This is a genomic window from Streptomyces sp. NPDC088350, assembly GCF_044753545.1.
Lineage (GTDB): Bacteria > Actinomycetota > Actinomycetes > Streptomycetales > Streptomycetaceae > Streptomyces.
This window is the reverse complement of record NZ_JBIVNL010000013.1, coordinates 211,405-227,829: the sequence shown is the minus strand read 5'-3', so window position 1 is coordinate 227,829 and position 16,425 is coordinate 211,405. Positions and strand designations below refer to the sequence as shown.

Here is a 16,425-nt window from a genome sequence, read left to right as displayed (position 1 = left end):
ACGCGGACGCCACGGGGGCCGACGCGGATGCGATCAACACCGCCAGCTCGGCCGGCATGTCGGATGACGACGTTGCCGACATGGCGGAGGTGAACACATCCACTGCAGCCGACGACACGGATGCCACAACCGACGCCGTGACACCCGCGTCCGATCCTCCCACGCCGCAGACCTCGTGCCCGAGGGGGACCACCTACAACGGTGCTCATGCGGCCTGGTCCTGCATGGACATCATGAAGGACAACGCGGACAGAGGGCACGCCGTGTGGATCCGTGTCGGAAAGGCGAACCCGAGGGGGTTCGGCTACACCCACGCATTCGTAGATCACAACCTGTACGAGGATCCCATGCTCGTCGTGATCTACAACAACTCCCACGGCATCAAGCAGAGCAACGGCCGGTATCTGTACGGCATGTACTTCAAGGGGCCCAGAGGCATCAAGCAGTTCGTCGAGCTGTACGAGCAGCGAACCAAGGGATCGGGATCTCCGGACGATCACCCGATGGGTGTCGTGACTGCCTTCTGCAGGAACGCCTCCTTCCAGGAGGAGAACCAGTGCCCCGACTGGGTCAACACCTCACTCTGACAGGTTGAAAGGGGCGTGGGATCCCGGCCAGACATAGCCTGATACCTGTCCGGCCGGGATCCCACGCAGAACGAGAAGGGCACCATGGACGCATTGCTGATGGAGTCTGTCGTTGCGGATCTGTCCCGCGTCCTGCCCCAACTGGCAAGAGAAGCCCGCGAGAGTCAACCATCGTCCGAAACCATGAATGATCACCCCGGATGGCACGCTTACGCTCCCCTCGACAGCGACGCGCCCCCGTACCAACCTCCGTCACCCTGGGACCAGGTCGAAGTACTGGATGTCAGCGCAGCGGGCCAACTGATCATCGTCAGCTTTCGCTGGCTGCCCACCAACCGGCTCTTCGCGCATGTCACCGACCTCAGAGCATGGGACGCCATGCCTGACCTAGCCGCCCTGCAGATCGAGCACGCGGTAACGCGAATGCTTGCCTCGGCCGAGTTCCCCGATCTTCCGAAATCCATGGAAGTCGGAGACGTCACTCTGGTCACCGGCGGGTAGGACGAGCCCCACTGAGATCATGTAGTGACGTCCGGCACGACCGGGCACTATGCCCGGTGCCCAATAAGAACTCCTAACAGGATGCTGCTTCTCTCCTTGGAATGTTGGTATTTGATGGCGGGTTAGCCTTCACATGAGGAGGGGTGAGAAGCTGCCGTGGATCGTGTCCGATGAGTTGTGGGCGCGGATCGAGCCGTTGTTGCCGGTCGTGCGCCGCCGCGCGGATCACCCGGGACGCAGGCGTCTGGACGACCGCAAGGTCCTGTGCGGGATCCTGTTCGTGCTGTACACCGGCATTCCGTGGGAGTTCCTGCCCCAGGAACTGGGTTTCGGCTCCGGCATGACCTGTTGGCGGCGCCTGCGGGACTGGAACGACGCGGGTGTGTGGCGGCGTCTGCATGAATCGCTGCTGGCCGAGCTGCACGCCGCCGGCGCTCTGGACTGGTCCCGGGCGGTGATCGACGGCTCTCACGTGCGGGCCATGAAGGGCGGCCCAAAACTGGACCGAGCCCTGTCGACCGTGCCCGAGCAGGCTCCAAGCACCATCTGATCACCCAAGCGCACGGCATCCCCTTGGCCGCCTCCCTGACCGGCGGCAACCGCAACGACGTCACCCAGCTCATGCCCTTGATCGAGGCCATTCCGCCAGTACGCGGCCGACGCGGACGACCCCGCCGACGCCACGACCGCCTCTACGCCGACCGCGGCTACGACCACGACAAGTACCACAAGCAGGTCCGGGCCATCGGGATCACCCCGGCCATCGCCCGCCGCGGCACCGAACACGGCTCAGGGCTGGGCGTCCACCGGTGGGTCGTCGAACAGAGCTTCGCACTCCTGCACTGGTTCCGCCGCCTGCGGATCCGCTGGGAGATACGCGACGACATCCACGAAGCCTTCCTCACCCTCGGGTGCGCGCTCATCTGCTGGAGGAGACTGTGCCGTGCCACGGGTTCGTGAGGTGGCATGCGGGATTCAGGGCTCAGTGGCGCCTTCCGCCAGGGCCTTGATGGTGTTGAGGCGGTGTTCCCACTGGGTGGCGAGGGCGGCCATCCACCGCGTTGTCTGCTTCAGCGGTTGCAGGTCGGCTTCGTAGCGGACCTCGCGGCCGGCCCGGTGGGCGCGGACGAGCCCAGCTCGGTCCAGGACGGCCAGGTGTTTTGCCACCGCCTGGCGGGTGACGGGGAGGCTCGCTGCCAGGGATGTCGATGTGGCGCCGCTTTCGCGGGCAAGCATGGCGAGCACTTCTCGACGAATCGGGTCAGCCAGGGCTACCAGCACATGCTCGGAGACCTGATCGTCATCGGCAGTGCGGGTCATGCCTTGGTCGGTTCGCAGACCGCGCGCAGTTGGTCGAGCTTGCCGGGCCAGTTCTGGCTGTTGGCGCGGTGACGTTCGGCAGCCTCGTCGGTTGGCAGCCCGAGCCGCGCGAATCCGCTCTCAATCAAGGTGAGTTGGGTGCTTCCGGTGGAGTCGTCTTCGGCCAGGGTGAACTCGACCAGGGTGGCATTGGTGTCGTCCGGCTCTTCTCCAGCGGCGCCTTGGGACCACCTCCAGGAGAAGAGCCGCGGCGGCTCGACGGTCTCGATACGGGCGGGAATAACGCCATGGACACCGTGGTCGAAGACGAGAAGACCGCCGGGGCGCAGGTCGATCTTGACTGGCTCTCCGTTGCCGAACCAGCGACCGAGGAAGGCGGGTTCGGTCAGCACGGACCACACCCGCTGCACGGGGGCGTTGATCGCGATGGTGCGTTCGATCGTGTCGTGGATCATTGCAACCTCATCTCGTCTGGGCCTGCCACATCAAGGTTGCACACTCGCTACCCGATGCGCAACCAACTGGTTGCGCATCGGGTGGCGAGTCCCCGCGCCAGATTCACACCGTGCATTTCGTCAGGAGTTCTTAGGGTCCAGACAGGCCAGGCCGATCTCGTTGAACCGGTGGATGACGTCCCGGACGGTGTCCTCGTCGGCTTGCACCAGCTGGGCGATCACCGGCACACGGTTCCCGCCGGCCGAGGCCAGCAGCATCATCGCGCGCCGGTAGCGCACCGAACTCGTGCTGCCACGGCGCACGATCTGCTGCAGCCGCTGTCCTTCCTGGTCGGTCAGTCTGCGCACACGGACAGGCTCAGCCACCGCGCCTCCAGCGGTCGGGTCAGACGTCACCGCACACCCAACCGCCACGACCATCAAACCGGCGAACCTACGCGGTCAGAGCACTAGCTAGCCTTCGACCTTCTGATCCGTGGGATCGGTCAGAGCGCGGCGAGAGGCGTCTGCGGTCGGCCGCTCCAATTGCCCAGTGCAGCGATCATGCGCTTCCGTGTGCCGTCGTTGCCGTCAGGACTGCCGCCAACTTCGGAAACTCAGGGCTTCATCGGCACTTCCGGCGAGAAGCGCTGCCGCTCAGCAGGCGCGATGGACATAGCCCATCCGACCCGCCCAGCTGGTCTGATCATGATTTTTATGATCTTGCATGATCCAAAAAAAACTGTGATCATGACAAGTCGTGAAAGCGCTTCACGAGACCTTCACGGTCAAGCGTCGGTGACGGACAGCATGGTTGGGGCCGCAGCGAGGCAACGCTGCGACCCCGCCCCCGCCATCGGTCTGCACATCAGGAGGAGACAGTGATGACGGAGCACACTCAGCCCACAAGACGGGCACGGAACACAATAGCGCGGGTTGCTGCGCTCACAGGCGCGGCGGTCGCTGTCGTCGCCCTGGCTGCGCCATCCGCGATGGCGAGCGGCACGAGCGCCAAACTCAACGGTTGCTACTCCACCTGGGGAAGTACCGGATCAGTGGGGCACTGCGTCTCCGTGACGAAGTCCGGCCAGTACAAGAACCGCGGCGTGTGCACCTTTGGTAACGAGGACTCACTCTGGACGGTCTTCGGGTACGGGGAGTCGGACTCGAAGTGGGGCGGCGTCGAGTGCACATTTGATATCGAGAAGTCTTACATCTTGTACACGTCTTGAGGTATATCGGCAGTCAGAGGTGACGTGACCGGGTGCCACCCGAGGGTGGCACCCGGTCACACACGTGAAAGGAACAACGTGGGACCGATCGCGTCACTGTCGGGAATCACTCAGGGCTACGGCCGGCACCAGGTGATCACTGGACTCGACTGGGATCTCGACGTGCGAGTCTATGGACTTCTGGGCCCCAACGGTGCGGGTAAGACGACACTTCTCCGCACTCTTGCCACGGTTGCGCCTCCCCGGGAGGGGACTCTGGAGATCTACGGCAGAAAGGTGCACTCCGAGCGGTCGGCGAGGGCGGCTCGCCCCATGATCGGCTACCTGCCTCAGGAATTCGGATACTATCCGTCCTTTTCCGTCTACGATTTCGTCAGATACAGCGCGTGGTTGCGCGGGGTTCCTGACCGTGAGGCGCATGGCGCGACTCTGAAAGCAATCGCATCCGTCCTTCTCGACGGACGGGCGCAGGCCAAGATGAAGTCCCTCTCCGGTGGCATGTTGCGTCGCGCAGGCATTGCCGCCGCAATCGTCGGCTCGCCGAGACTCCTGCTCCTGGACGAGCCGACCGTCGGCCTGGACCCTGAACAGCGCCTGCAGTTCCGCGAGCTGATCAGGTCGCTGACGGGCTCGGCGATCGTGCTGAGCACACACCTCGTCGAGGACGTGGCGGCAGTCTGCGATGAGGTCGTCGTCATGCAGTCCGGACGGTTCCTCTTCCGCGACACCCCTGAGGCCCTTGCGGGCAACACCCGATCTGGAGTGGCGGGCGACAGCCCGTTGGAACGCGGATATATGGCGGCCTTGTCAGGACAAGGAGAGCCTGCCTGATGCGTATCCTCTTGATGGAGTTGCGGCGCTCTCCCCTGCGATGGTGGTTCCCCGTCCTCGTCGCCCTGGACGTGGCAGTTCTTTTCGGACGGTCTCAATGGTGGATCGGGGTCTGGCCGCAGGCCAGCGCGGCGGCCCAGATACCCGCCTTCTATATCGGCCCGTTCCTGGCGGCCTACGCCGCTTGGGCCTCCGGCCGGATCCATCGACTCGGCTTCGAGGACCAGCACACTGCGGGAACCAGGCCCAGATGGCAGGTCGAGGGAACGCACATCGCGGCAGCCGCCGTTTACGGTGGTGCCGCCTACGTCGTGGGCGCCGCGGTTGCCGCGGCAGTCAGTTACCGCGACGCCGGACCTGGATTCCTGTGGCCCAGTTACCTGCTGTTGGGAGCGGCCCTCATCGTTCTGTGCATCGCTGTCGGCCACAGCGCCGGACGTTGGTTCCCGTCCGCTTTCGCCACCCCGGTCATCTCCGGTCTGGTCTGCTTCGTAGTAGTGACGATGAACGGGGGCCCGTCGAAGGCCGGCCTGTTCGTGCTCTCCGGTGCCCCTGCCGTGGAAGTGAATTCGGAGCGTCTCGCCATTCGGTGGGCTCTGGCGCTCGCCGCGGTGGCCGTCGCCGTTCTCACGCCACGAAGCTTGCCCGGATACACCGGCGCACGCGGGAAACTGATCGCGAGGCTGCCAGCCGTCGGCAGCTCGGCACTGGCTGTCGCATGCCTGGCAGGCGTGATCGCGGCAGGACCGGTGCAGACGGCGCGAGCGAATCCGAGTGCTCCGGCGTGCACGCTTACAGCGCCGAAGATCTGCGTATGGCCCGAAGAGCGCATGTATCTACCGCGGCTCGATGCGATGGCAAAGCGTATATCCGGGCTTCCTCCTGCTATCAAGTCGCCCTCGGTGTTCTACGAGGAAGGGCTGAGGGGCCACAAGGCGCAGGACACCGACTTCTCGATCTTCGAAGGGTCCATGTGGGAGGTGGCCGACAGCATGTCCATCGCAATCTCCCGGGCGTCCACTCCGCCTTTCTGCCAGGCAGCGAACAGCAGCGCGGAAGACCGGCGCCTGATGGCGTACTTCGAGCTGGACTCATGGCTTGCAGCCCGAATCTCAGGCGCTGGACAGCCGTCCGGCATTCACGGCGGGCCGCCCGGTGTTGACCAGAGAGCGATCGCAAGGCTGATCAAGCAGTCCCAGTCGGCACAGCAGGACTGGGTGGAGAAGCGGATCAAGGTGATCAAGGTGACGCGCTGTGCTTGATCTCCGCGAGACCTGGATCCGTTACCTGCAGGCTCATCGCTTCCACGGAATCGCAGTGGCCTGGGCTGTGGTAATCGCATGCGATGTGGCGTTCGGGTCCGCCCGTCTCGATTTTCCCTTCAGCGGTGGCGGATCCTCGGCAACTCCTCTGAGGCATGAGATTCCCCTCGCCCTGGCCGTGATCGCCGTAGGCGGCCTCGGCAGCGCCATGGATTCCCTGGAAGAGGCGGCAGCGAAGGGCTTCAGACGAGTCGAGATCTCCTGCCTGGTCGGAGCCGTCTCAGCTGCTGCGGTGCTGCTCGTCGCGGCAGAAGCGCTCGTAAGCCCCATGGGCACCGTTCTGCTGCTCCTCCGAGGCTTGCTGATCTGGGTCGGGCTCGCCCTCCTGTCCGGGCGGGCATGGGGATGGAGATTCTCCTGGATCCTTCCGCTGGTCACTCTGTTCCCCCTGACGTACTGGCAGATCGACGGCCTGGGACGGTTCCGGTGGTGGGACTGGACGGATCAGCCCGGCTTCTCGATTCCCTGCTGGGGAATCGCAATCGGCAGCATGTTTGCGGGCGGAGTCGCAATGGCGTTGACTCCATGGCGCGTAAACCGGTTGCGACGCGCATTTCAGCGCAACAGGTAGCAGCAGAGAAATTAGTTCCGACGTATGCGATCATCTGATTGCCCATACGCATGCTCAATGGACGCGCTGCGGGGGTGCCCCGAACCGGAGCACCCCCGCAGCGCTGATCTCGCGTTGCCTCTTACGAGTCAATCTTGAAGTTTATCCAGGACTTGTTTGCGGAGAAAGTGCACTCCACGTAGCCCCAACTGGAATGGGCGGACCCGGAGTGGAACAGGTACCAGATCGACGAGTCTCCGGAGAGGCTGCAGTCGATCTCGTTCTGGAAGTCACCGGTGCGCGACACCGACTGGCAGTGTCCGTTGGACCCGGTGTTGCCCCAAGTGGAATAGCAGCCGTACGTCGTGCTGCTCGTGCCGCTGGCCAGCGCGGTCGGGGCGGCCATCGTGACGGCTGCCGCGGCCAGTCCCGCGATCGCAACCGCTCGCACCATCGTCTTTCGCGCTCGCGTCGCGGTTTGAGTGAGCTCCGCCATATTTATTTCTCCTGATGTGCAGACCGGCGACGGGGCGGGATAGCGGCGTTGCCTCGCCGTAACCCCAACCGTTGTTCCGCTACCGGTGGTTGACTGAAAAGTGTGAGCGGTTGAACGCTCACACCGACTGTCATGATCGCATCAGGATTTCTGTTGCGCAACGACCATAGTGCGAAAACAGCAGGATATTGATCGAACGGTAGGTCCTCGGCCGCTGATCCCTGCGTGCGTGAACTGTTCGGGGCGGCATGGCGGTTGTCGCCGTCGGCGCAGGAGGCCCTTGGGTTGCGGACCGTGGCGGAGTTACTCAGGTTGAACTCGTGCTGCGCAATAGCCTGATCACGTCCTGATCCATGTGCTGACCAGTAGGGTCAGCCAGCGTCGTGGCAGAACGTCCCAACTGGCTCCGACGTGATCGCCAACGGTCGTCTTCAAGAGCACTGTCGTTGCCATCAGGGTTGCCGTCCCAGCCCCGTCGTTTCGCTCGGGACTTGGTCCCAGGGGCCGCTGAATGTGTTGGCGAGCACGTCCTGACCCGTAGCTCTGCACACGAGGTGCGCGGCCTCGGTACCGTCAAGGGTAGAAGCCCGACGGATGGAGCACGATGCCTCGCCGCATACAGGACCGCCGGCGCCTCACCTACAGGGGGGGCGCGCTGATGCTGGAAGAAGCCGAAGAGATCGGCCGTCGTGTACGGCGCGCGCGGCTACGCCTCGGGATGACGCAAGCCGACCTCGCCTCCGCCTTGGGCAAGACACAGGGGTGGGTGTCCAAGATGGAACGAGGACACATCGAGCTGGACCGTGTCGGCCTTCTCAACCTGCTCGCCTCGGAACTGCACGTACACCCGAACGACCTGATCGGACGGCCGTACAACAGCTCCCCGGCCGAGAATCAGTGGCAGGTCTCTGCCACAGCGATCATGCGTGAACTGCGCCGTTACGACCTCGCTCCCGTCTTTGACGGGACTCCCCGGCAGGCCGGTCAGCTGCGGCAGGAAACCACGCGCCTGCACCGCCTCCGAGACGCTGCCGCGAACGTGGCGATCATTCAGATCCTCCCCGACCTGTTCCGCGAGGCACGCGCTCTGGCGAAGTCGCCACGGGTCACGAGCAGGAAGAGGCGTACGCGATCTACGCGGTGTGCTGCAAGTTCGCTCACACCGCCGCGCACGCCCTTGGGCACCCCGAGCTGATTGCCATGGCATGCGAGCGGGCTGGGTGGTCCGCGCGGCTGTCGGGCGACTCTGTGATGCCTGCCGTAGCCGACTGGATGCGCGTCTGGGACATGTGGGTCACAGCGGATTGGGACGACTCCATCGCCCTGTCGGACAAGGCAATTCGCAGCGTGCAGCAGGACTACGAGCGGGGTGAGCCGCTGGCCGTTCGGGCGTGGGGGTCACTGCAACTGCGCGCGGCAGTCTCGGCGGCGCGGGGTGGTCGAAAGGCCGAAGCGAAGGACCGGATCAAGCACGCGCGGACGGCAGGCAAGCGGATGACGGAGGCCGCCGGCCCTCCGGTCTACGACCGCCACAGTCTGACCTTCTCGCCGGGCAACGTGCAGATCCACGCGATCAGCGTCGCCCTGGAGATGCATGAGCAACGTGAGGCGCTGTCGATAAACCGGCGCACGAGCAAGGAGTTGATCGCGTCTCTTCCCAACTCCCGTCAGGGGCACCACCACATGGACCTTGCCCGTGCGTGGCTGTGGGACGGGAACCGGGACAAGGCGCTGAAGGAACTGGAGAAGGCCGAGGTCATCGCCCCCCAGCTCGTCCGGAACCATCCCATCGCCCGGTCAACCCTGCGCAGCATCGTGTACGCCGAGCGGGCGAGCACTCGTGAGAAGCTGCGTCGCCTGTCAGACCGCTTCCACCTCGACGGGTAGGGGTCGTATTCCTGCGGTTCATATTCGGCCCGGAGCACCCACCTAGCTTCGGGACAGGGCCGATCGAACTCCGCAGCAACTCCCCGCGTCCCAGACCGCTTTGAGCGCAGGCAGCCCCTTCCATCCCCGCCTTGGCGACCTCGCCATCGATCTGGCCAAGGCGGGAACGATCGGGGTCGTCGTCGCCTTGCCAAGCGACAGCTCGGCGTCTTACCAACTCCGTCCGCCTGGCGGAGGCGTGGACTGGTGATGAGGCTCTCCGAAAACCAAAGAGCGCCATCAATCTTCCACGACCGGTGCACCGACTGCGACGGCACCGGACAGGCCGAACCCATCAAGGCCCTCCCTGTCCAGCAGCACGTACGGCAGATGATCCGCACCGCCTGGGCCCTCGGCCACCTGCCGGAGTTCGCCCATCTCAAGCTCTGGAAGTGGGCCCACATGCTCGGCTTCCGCGGCCACTTCTCCACCAAATCCCGCGCCTACTCCACCACCCTCGGCGCACTCCGCGACGTACGCCGCGCCTGGCGCCTCGCCCAGACCGAAGCTGCCCGCACCCGCGCCGGCCACCCCGCCACCCCGCCACCCCGCCACCCCGCCACCGACGAGACCACCCTCGTCACCGCCTCCTCGTGGACCTACCTCAGCAGCGGCTACCGCCCCGGTGAGGAGTTCCTCGCAGCCCAGGTCCGCCACGACATAGCCCACACCCAACGCCTCAAGCAGGAAGGGGATTTCTAAATGACAAACTGCAAGACAACGTTCGTCGGTCGCTTCCAGTGCGGCCAAGGCTCCTGGCGTGTGTCCACTGGGACTGAGGAAGTCGCCGCGGTCATTGGGCAGCTCTTCGGCAGGCAACCTCCGACCCAGGCCAGCAACGAAGCCGACCACTTCGAAGTGCTGCCCCGATCAACCTCCATGCGGGTCGTCATCTCCGGCCCCGAATCCATCAGGGCCGGCCTGCTGACAGCCGCACCTCGCTTTGAACCCAAGCCCAGTACTCGCCTCTCGTTCCGCCTCGCCGACGCATACGCCCTCGGCGGCTTCCGCCTCAGTTCCGCCTCATGGGACCTGGCAGAATCCGTCCCAAAGCTGAGGACGGCACTGTCCGAGACAGGCGGGGACGCCCTCTGCGAACTCGTTGCAGAGACAGTTGAGTTCACAACCCGCGACGGTGCGGCGCTGTCGTATTTCCACCCCTCTATCAAGGTCATCGGTCCTTGGCGCAACCCCATCCAGCACGCCGCCTAATGACCTGAACACAGAAAGCGGCGCCCCCACCTCGTCCGTCCGGTGGGGGCGCCGCTGCGTGTGTCCGGTGACGTCGGCGTCAGCCCTGGCTGTCAGCCGCCTCGGTCTCCTGTTCGCTCTCCTTCGCCGCTGCCGCCCGCCGCATGTGCCCCTCCTCGCCGAAGTGCACCGACAGACGCGACGTGTCCAGCTTCTTGCCGCCACGCCGTGCGGGTGCCACCTCCACATAGCCACCCGCGTTCAACAGCAGATCTCGCTTACCGGCCATGTCCGAGCGCTTCCACTGCTCGGCATGCGTCTCGCCGGTCGGCTCCGCTTTCACGCCGCCCGGCTTCGCCGTTCGCTGCCTGTCCTTCAGGGTCGCCAGTCGATCTTCCAGCTTGGCGTACTGCTCCGCGTACCGGATCGCTCCGTCATCACCCCTGAACAGGCCCCGGTCGTAGCGGTCCTTCTGCAAGTCGGCCAACGCTTCCTCAGCCTGCCTGATCTGCGGCCAGAAGTCCTCGCCCGCCTCCTGGACCAGCCGCATCACGGGGAGGTGCCCGTACTTCTCGATGAACTGCTCGATGACGTACTCCTCGGTGGTCACCCCCGCCACGGTCGGCCCGTAGCACTTCACACCCGGCTTCTCCTCCCCCTTCGCCGCCCGCTGGCGGTACTTCAGCGGACCGATGCACCGGTACCGAAGCTGACCGTTGCGCCCGTTGAAGGTGTACATACGCTCACCGCAGACTCCACAGTGCATGATTCCGCGCAGCAGGGACGTTCCCGCCCGACGCTTCTCACCGGGGTTGGCCCGGCGCTCCAACTCGTCCTGGAGCGCCTGCCAGGTGTCCATGTCGAGGATCGGCGGGCGGTTGACCAGGGGAAGACCGTCCGTCCGCAGGATCGGCTTTCCATCCTCGATGACCTGCCCGAGCAACTGCGGGTTGCCCAGCAGGCTGCGCAACGTCGTCGTGTACCACTGCTTGGAGTCACTTCGCTTGCCCGCGGTCTGGCGTGAGGCGTGGCCAGGTGACGGGACGCCTTCCTCGTTGAGGTCGTTGATGATCTGCATGAGCGAGTCCTTGGTCAGGACCTGCTCCACGATCCGCTTGATCGTCTTGGCTTCGTCCTTGTTGACCGCGAGTACCTTGCCCTCCCCGCCGGGGTTGGGGACGACCCTGTACCCGTACGGGACCCGGCCACCGGTATAGCGACCCTCGCGACGCAGGTGCTCGTGCGCGCTGGACACCCGCATCCCGATGGTGTCGGACTCCAGCTCAGCGAAGACGGCGATCACCTTCGCCATGGCCCTGCCCATGGACGACGTGAGGTCGAGCGGCTCTGTCGCCGACGCGAGCGCAACGCTCTGGTGCTCGGCAAGCCGCATGATCTCCGCGAAGTCCACCGTCGAACGCGCAAGCCGGTCGATCTTGAAGAACACGATCACGTCCAGCTCGGCAAGCCGGGTCAGGATGCGTTGCAGTCCCGGCCGGTCGAGCCCGCGCGAGAAGCCCGAGACGTCGATGTCCTCCTCGGCGGTCACGACCTCCCAGCCGCGTGCCTCGCACAGCGCTTCACAGGCCGCGCGCTGGCGTTCCGGCGAAGTCGTCTCGTCGGTTTCGCGCGATAGGCGAACATAGAGAGCGGCGCGCATCCCCGGCGCGCTGGCCGGGACGCCCTTCCGGCGTCGGGCACGGGGCATAGCCCGTGCTGTGACAGGCGTTGGTTCTGTCATGAGACGACCTTATCTCCGGAGGTATGTGTGTCCTGCCTAATCGTCCAGTCCGACAAGACCCTGCTCCTCGAGGTCGATCACGAGCGAGCCGACGACTGCCGGCGAGCCATCGCGCCGTTCGCCGAGCTGGAGCGGGCGCCCGAGCACATCCACACGTACCGGGTGACGCCGCTGGGGCTGTGGAACGCGCGGGCCGCCGGGCACGACGCCGAGCAGGTCGTGGACGCGCTGGTGGAGTACAGCCGGTATCCCGTGCCGCACGCGCTGCTCGTGGACATCGCCGAGACCATGGACCGGTACGGCAGGCTCACGCTGAGCAAACACCCCGCGCACGGGCTCGTGCTCACCACCACCGACCGGCCCGTCCTCGAGGAGATCCTGCGGTCGAAGCGGGTCGCCCCGCTCGTCGGCAACCGGCTCGACCCCGACACCGTCGCCGTGCACCCCTCCGAGCGCGGGCAGATCAAGCAGGTGCTGCTGAAGCTGGGCTGGCCGGCCGAGGACCTCGCCGGGTACGTCGACGGGGAGGCGCACCCGATCGAGCTGGACGAGGACGGGTGGGCGCTGCGGCCGTATCAGAAGCAGGCCGTGGAGAACTTCTGGCACGGGGGGAGCGGTGTCGTCGTGCTGCCCTGCGGGGCGGGGAAGACCCTCGTCGGGGCGGGGGCGATGGCGCAGGCCAAGTCGACCACGCTCATCCTCGTCACCAATACCGTCTCCGCCCGGCAGTGGAAGCACGAGCTGGTGAAGCGGACCTCGCTGACGGAGGAGGAGATCGGCGAGTACAGCGGGACCCGGAAGGAGATCCGGCCCGTCACCATCGCCACGTACCAGGTGCTGACCACGCGGCGGAAGGGGATCTACCCCCACCTGGAGCTCTTCGACTCCCGCGACTGGGGGCTCATCCTCTACGACGAGGTGCATCTGCTGCCCGCGCCCGTCTTCAAGTTCACCGCGGATCTGCAAGCGCGGCGGCGGCTGGGGCTGACCGCGACCCTCGTGCGCGAGGACGGCCGGGAGTCGGACGTGTTCTCCCTGATCGGGCCGAAGCGGTTCGACGCGCCCTGGAAGGAGATCGAGGCGCAGGGCTACATCGCGCCGGCCGACTGTGTCGAGGTGCGGGTCAATCTCACGGACTCGGAGCGGCTCGCGTACGCCACCGCCGAGACCGAGGAGAAGTACCGCTTCTGTGCGACGACCGCGACGAAGCGCAAGGTCACGGAGGCGATCGTGCGGCGCTTCGCGGGCCAGCAGATCCTCGTCATCGGGCAGTACATCGACCAACTCGACGAGCTGGGCGAGCACTTGAACGCGCCCGTGATCAAGGGCGAGACCTCCAACGCCCAGCGGGAGAAACTCTTCGGCGCCTTCCGCGAGGGCGAGATCAGCGTGCTCGTCGTGTCCAAGGTCGCCAACTTCTCCATCGACCTGCCGGAGGCGACCGTCGCCATCCAGGTCTCCGGCACCTTCGGCTCCCGCCAGGAGGAGGCACAGCGCCTCGGGCGGGTGCTGCGGCCGAAGGCCGACGGCCACCAGGCCCACTTCTACTCCGTCGTCGCCCGCGACACGATCGACCAGGACTTCGCCGCCCACCGCCAGCGCTTCCTCGCGGAACAGGGGTACGCCTACCGGATCATGGACGCGGACGAGATCCTGAAGGAGAGCTGAGGCCGAGTGCGGCCGTGAGTGACCCGGCGGTCACTTACGGCGTATGCCCGCTTCCTCACCGTACTCACCGAGGACGACCACGCTGAACGCGGCGCCCGCGAAGACTTTTATGGCGCGGAGGGCATTGCCCAGGCGATGGGGGTGGCTGCCGCCGGTGGCCGGTGTGGCGCCGGCCGGGCGGACGGGGACCGGGTGGATGGTTGCTGCGCTCATGAATCCATGGTGCGTCTTGGGACATAAGGCCGGCATCGGTCCAGAGAGCCAACCTCGGGCCCGCCCGAGTACACCTCCGGGCGGACCCGCTCCCCTCCTGGGTGGAGGGGGTGTCCCCTAGGGGACGGAAAACGATTGGCCCTCGCCGGGCCCGCCTCACTAGAATCTCCGCTCTTGCCCGCCTCCCCGCAGGGAGTGCCGCCGCCCGGACGGAAACCGGTCGGCACCCGTCGAGCACACACCCAGCAGCCGCACCAGCAGGCCCTCCGGAGGCACCCCCTTGTCCACGCCCGCCGCCGATCCCCTCGGCGAACCTCTCGGCGAACCCACCGACGACCCGCTCTCCCGCGAACGCTCCCACCTGGCCTCCTCCCGTTCCGCCCTGCGCGCCATGCGTGAGGACGTCGAGTCGCTCGACATCAAGGACGTCACCGCGAACTGGGTCAACGCCGAGGTCCTCGCCCGCCAGATCGACGAGCGCATCAAGGCGCTGGCCGACCTCAGCGACACCCCGCTGTTCTTCGGCCGGCTCACCTACCTGCACGCGCCGGGCGCCGAGCAGGCCGAGGGCGCGGGGGGCGAGCAGTTCTACATCGGGCGCCGGCATGTGCACGACGGTGACGGCGACCCGATGGTCATCGACTGGCGCGCTCCGGTCTCGCAGCCGTTCTACCGGGCGTCGAAGAAGGACCCGTTGGACGTCTCGCTGCGCCGCCGCTTCGGTTACACGGGCGGCGACCTGACGGCGTACGAGGACGAGCACCTCATGGACCCGGCCGAGGCCGCCGCCACCAGCAAGCTGCTCCAGCAGGAGATCGAGCGGCCCCGCGTCGGCCCGATGCGCGACATCGTCGCCACCATCCAGCCCGAGCAGGACGAGATCGTACGGTCCGGACTCGGCGGGACGGTGTGCGTGCAGGGAGGCCCCGGTACCGGGAAGACCGCCGTCGGCCTGCACCGCGTCGCCTACCTCCTCTACGCCCACCGCGAGCGGCTCGCCCGCACCGGCACCCTCGTCATCGGGCCGAACAGGTCCTTCCTGCACTACATCGAGCAAGTCCTGCCCGCGCTGGGTGAGTTGACGGTCCGCCAGGGCACGGTCGACGACCTGGTCGCCCACGTCGAGGTGCGCGGCACCGACGAGGCACCGGCCGCCGTCGTCAAGGGCGACGCGCGCATGGCCGAGGTCCTCCGCAGGGCGATCTACTCGCACGTGACCCTGCCGACCGAGCCGGTGATGGTGGTGCGCGGCTCACGCCGCTGGCGGGTCCCGGCGTACGAACTCGAAGCCATCGTGCGGGAGTTGCTCGACCGCGACATCCGCTACGGCGCCGCCCGCGAGGCCCTGCCGCAGCGCATCGCGCATGCCGTGCTGGTGCAGATGGAGCGGTCCGGGGAGGCACCGGACGACCGGGTGCAGGACGCCGTCGCCCGCAACGCCGCGGTGAAGGCGGCCGTGAAGGCGGTGTGGCCGCCGGTCGAGCCCGCGAAACTCGTACTGCGGCTGCTCACGGACGCGGACTTCCTCGCGGCCCACGCGGACGGACTCCTCGACGAGGACGAGCAGAAGACGATCCTCTGGGCGCTGCCCGGATCCGGAAAGCGGGCCGTGCGGAGCGTGAACGCCGCCAAGTGGTCAGCAGCGGACGCCGTGTTGATCGACGAGGCGACCGACCTCGTCCAGCGGACGCACTCGCTCGGCCATGTCGTGCTCGACGAGGCGCAGGACCTCTCCCCGATGCAGTACCGCGCGGTCGGCCGCCGCTGCACCACCGGTTCCGCGACCGTCCTCGGCGACCTGGCGCAGGGCACCACGCCCTGGGCGACCCGGAGTTGGGACGAGGCGCTGGCCCACCTCGGCAAGTCCGACGGCGTGATCGAGGAGTTGACGGCCGGTTTCCGCGTGCCGACGGACGTCATCACGTACGCCTCCCGGCTCCTCCCCCACATCGCCCCGGGGCTCACCCCCGTCGCGTCGGTCCGTGAGAACCCCGGCTTCTTCGACCTGCGGCCCGTCACCGGCACCGCCGAAGTGGTCGCCGCCTGCGAGGAGTTGCTGCGCAACGAGGGCTCGACGGGCCTGATCGCCGCCGATGCCCGCATCCCCGGACTGGCGGCGGCGCTGACGGCTGCGGGCATCGGTTACATCGACCCGGGTGAGGAGACGACCGTCGACACCCGGCTGACCCTGGTGCCGGCCTCCCTCGCGAAGGGCCTGGAGTACGACTACGTGGTCCTCGACGAACCGCGGGCCGTGGTCGACGGCGAACCCGACGAACGCACGGGCCTGCGCCGCCTGTACGTCTCCCTGACCCGAGCGGTGTCGGGCCTGATCGTCACGCACGCGGCGCCGCTGCCGCCCCAACTCGCCTGATCGGGCGGGCATGTGAGCTGGGCGCCGAGCAGGCGCCCA

Annotated in this window: 14 protein-coding genes and 3 pseudogenes; 11 read left to right on the top strand and 6 right to left on the bottom strand. The window is 66.6% G+C overall.

Annotated elements, in window-relative coordinates; genetic code table 11:
* The first annotated feature begins 56 nt into the window (after positions 1–56).
* From ACIQBL_RS38710 to ACIQBL_RS38700, 3 genes are all read left to right on the top strand, one after another.
* A complete protein-coding gene (locus ACIQBL_RS38710) occupies positions 57–587 on the top strand; it encodes a hypothetical protein (protein WP_401950982.1) in 531 nt (176 codons plus the stop codon).
* An 84-nt stretch (positions 588–671) separates the two neighbouring features.
* Entirely contained in the window at positions 672–1,088 is a 417-nt protein-coding gene (locus ACIQBL_RS38705) for a hypothetical protein (RefSeq protein WP_401950980.1), read from the top strand.
* 133 nt (positions 1,089–1,221) lie between these two features.
* A protein-coding gene (locus tag ACIQBL_RS38700) for an IS5 family transposase (protein WP_401950977.1) occupies positions 1,222–2,048 on the top strand; the annotation gives its coding sequence in 2 pieces (ribosomal slippage) (positions 1,222–1,582 and positions 1,582–2,048; 828 coding nt in all).
* 15 nt (positions 2,049–2,063) lie between these two features.
* On the opposite strand, the gene ACIQBL_RS38695 is transcribed toward ACIQBL_RS38700, so the two are convergent.
* The 3 genes and pseudogenes from ACIQBL_RS38695 to ACIQBL_RS38685 all read right to left on the bottom strand — a co-directional run.
* Positions 2,064–2,408 (bottom strand): ArsR/SmtB family transcription factor, encoded by a 345-nt coding sequence (locus ACIQBL_RS38695; protein WP_401950974.1) that lies wholly within the window; start codon positions 2,406–2,408, stop codon positions 2,064–2,066.
* Positions 2,405–2,863 (bottom strand): SRPBCC domain-containing protein, encoded by a 459-nt coding sequence (locus ACIQBL_RS38690; protein ID WP_401950972.1) that lies wholly within the window; start codon positions 2,861–2,863, stop codon positions 2,405–2,407. The genes ACIQBL_RS38695 and ACIQBL_RS38690 overlap by 4 nt, the downstream gene beginning before the upstream one ends.
* A 129-nt stretch (positions 2,864–2,992) precedes the next feature.
* Positions 2,993–3,229, bottom strand: a pseudogene (locus tag ACIQBL_RS38685) (helix-turn-helix domain-containing protein); the annotation flags it as partial.
* An 869-nt stretch (positions 3,230–4,098) separates the two neighbouring features.
* Between ACIQBL_RS38685 and ACIQBL_RS38680 the strand changes: the two are divergent.
* Genes ACIQBL_RS38680 through ACIQBL_RS38670 form a run of 3 tightly spaced genes read left to right on the top strand, consistent with a single transcriptional unit; the run spans position 4,099 to position 6,798 of the window.
* On the top strand, positions 4,099–4,905 hold the full coding sequence (locus tag ACIQBL_RS38680) for an ATP-binding cassette domain-containing protein (protein WP_401950969.1): 807 nt from the start codon (positions 4,099–4,101) through the stop codon (positions 4,903–4,905).
* Positions 4,905–6,167 (top strand): ABC transporter permease, encoded by a 1,263-nt coding sequence (locus ACIQBL_RS38675; protein ID WP_401950966.1) that lies wholly within the window; start codon positions 4,905–4,907, stop codon positions 6,165–6,167. Before ACIQBL_RS38680 ends, ACIQBL_RS38675 begins: the two co-directional genes overlap by 1 nt.
* Positions 6,160–6,798, top strand: a complete 639-nt coding sequence (locus tag ACIQBL_RS38670; protein ID WP_401950963.1) for a hypothetical protein — start codon at positions 6,160–6,162, stop codon at positions 6,796–6,798. Before ACIQBL_RS38675 ends, ACIQBL_RS38670 begins: the two co-directional genes overlap by 8 nt.
* A 121-nt stretch (positions 6,799–6,919) precedes the next feature.
* On the opposite strand, the gene ACIQBL_RS38665 is transcribed toward ACIQBL_RS38670, so the two are convergent.
* A complete protein-coding gene (locus tag ACIQBL_RS38665) occupies positions 6,920–7,273 on the bottom strand; it encodes a hypothetical protein (RefSeq protein WP_401950961.1) in 354 nt (117 codons plus the stop codon).
* A gap of 658 nt (positions 7,274–7,931) precedes the next feature.
* Here ACIQBL_RS38665 and ACIQBL_RS38660 point away from each other — a divergent pair.
* The 3 genes and pseudogenes from ACIQBL_RS38660 (at position 7,932) to ACIQBL_RS38650 (ending at position 10,411) form a co-directional block, all read left to right on the top strand.
* Positions 7,932–9,160 (top strand): annotated as a pseudogene (locus ACIQBL_RS38660) (helix-turn-helix domain-containing protein).
* Positions 9,161–9,454: 294 nt separating this feature from the next.
* Positions 9,455–9,901, top strand: a pseudogene (locus ACIQBL_RS38655) (replication initiator); the annotation flags it as partial.
* Entirely contained in the window at positions 9,902–10,411 is a 510-nt protein-coding gene (locus ACIQBL_RS38650) for a hypothetical protein (protein ID WP_401950958.1), read from the top strand.
* A 79-nt stretch (positions 10,412–10,490) separates the two neighbouring features.
* Here ACIQBL_RS38650 and ACIQBL_RS38645 read toward each other — a convergent pair whose 3' ends face one another.
* A complete protein-coding gene (locus ACIQBL_RS38645; RefSeq protein WP_401951138.1) occupies positions 10,491–12,050 on the bottom strand; it encodes a recombinase family protein in 1,560 nt (519 codons plus the stop codon).
* A 108-nt stretch (positions 12,051–12,158) separates the two neighbouring features.
* Here ACIQBL_RS38645 and ACIQBL_RS38640 point away from each other — a divergent pair, with 108 nt between their 5' ends.
* Complete coding sequence (locus ACIQBL_RS38640) at positions 12,159–13,799, top strand: DNA repair helicase XPB (RefSeq protein WP_401950956.1); 1,641 nt, start codon at positions 12,159–12,161, stop codon at positions 13,797–13,799.
* 30 nt (positions 13,800–13,829) lie between these two features.
* Here the strand turns inward: ACIQBL_RS38640 and ACIQBL_RS38635 are convergent, their stop codons facing one another.
* Entirely contained in the window at positions 13,830–14,012 is a 183-nt protein-coding gene (locus tag ACIQBL_RS38635; protein WP_401950953.1) for a hypothetical protein, read from the bottom strand.
* A 280-nt stretch (positions 14,013–14,292) separates the two neighbouring features.
* Here ACIQBL_RS38635 and ACIQBL_RS38630 point away from each other — a divergent pair, with 280 nt between their 5' ends.
* On the top strand, positions 14,293–16,386 hold the full coding sequence (locus tag ACIQBL_RS38630) for a HelD family protein (RefSeq protein WP_401950950.1): 2,094 nt from the start codon (positions 14,293–14,295) through the stop codon (positions 16,384–16,386).
* The last annotated feature ends 39 nt before the right edge of the window (positions 16,387–16,425 follow it).

Excerpts from the sequence above, each read along its gene's own strand:
- ACIQBL_RS38710 (WP_401950982.1), top strand. The coding sequence starts at position 57 with ATGTCGGATGACGACGTTGCCGACATGGCGGAGGTGAACACATCCACT.
- ACIQBL_RS38705 (WP_401950980.1), top strand. The coding sequence starts at position 672 with ATGGACGCATTGCTGATGGAGTCTGTCGTTGCGGATCTGTCCCGCGTC.
- ACIQBL_RS38690 (WP_401950972.1), bottom strand. The coding sequence starts at position 2,863 with ATGATCCACGACACGATCGAACGCACCATCGCGATCAACGCCCCCGTG.
- ACIQBL_RS38635 (WP_401950953.1), bottom strand. The coding sequence starts at position 14,012 with ATGAGCGCAGCAACCATCCACCCGGTCCCCGTCCGCCCGGCCGGCGCC.
- ACIQBL_RS38650 (WP_401950958.1), top strand. The coding sequence starts at position 9,902 with ATGACAAACTGCAAGACAACGTTCGTCGGTCGCTTCCAGTGCGGCCAA.
- ACIQBL_RS38665 (WP_401950961.1), bottom strand. The coding sequence starts at position 7,273 with ATGGCGGAGCTCACTCAAACCGCGACGCGAGCGCGAAAGACGATGGTG.
- ACIQBL_RS38675 (WP_401950966.1), top strand. The coding sequence starts at position 4,905 with ATGCGTATCCTCTTGATGGAGTTGCGGCGCTCTCCCCTGCGATGGTGG.
- ACIQBL_RS38645 (WP_401951138.1), bottom strand. The coding sequence starts at position 12,050 with ATGCGCGCCGCTCTCTATGTTCGCCTATCGCGCGAAACCGACGAGACG.
- ACIQBL_RS38695 (WP_401950974.1), bottom strand. The coding sequence starts at position 2,408 with ATGACCCGCACTGCCGATGACGATCAGGTCTCCGAGCATGTGCTGGTA.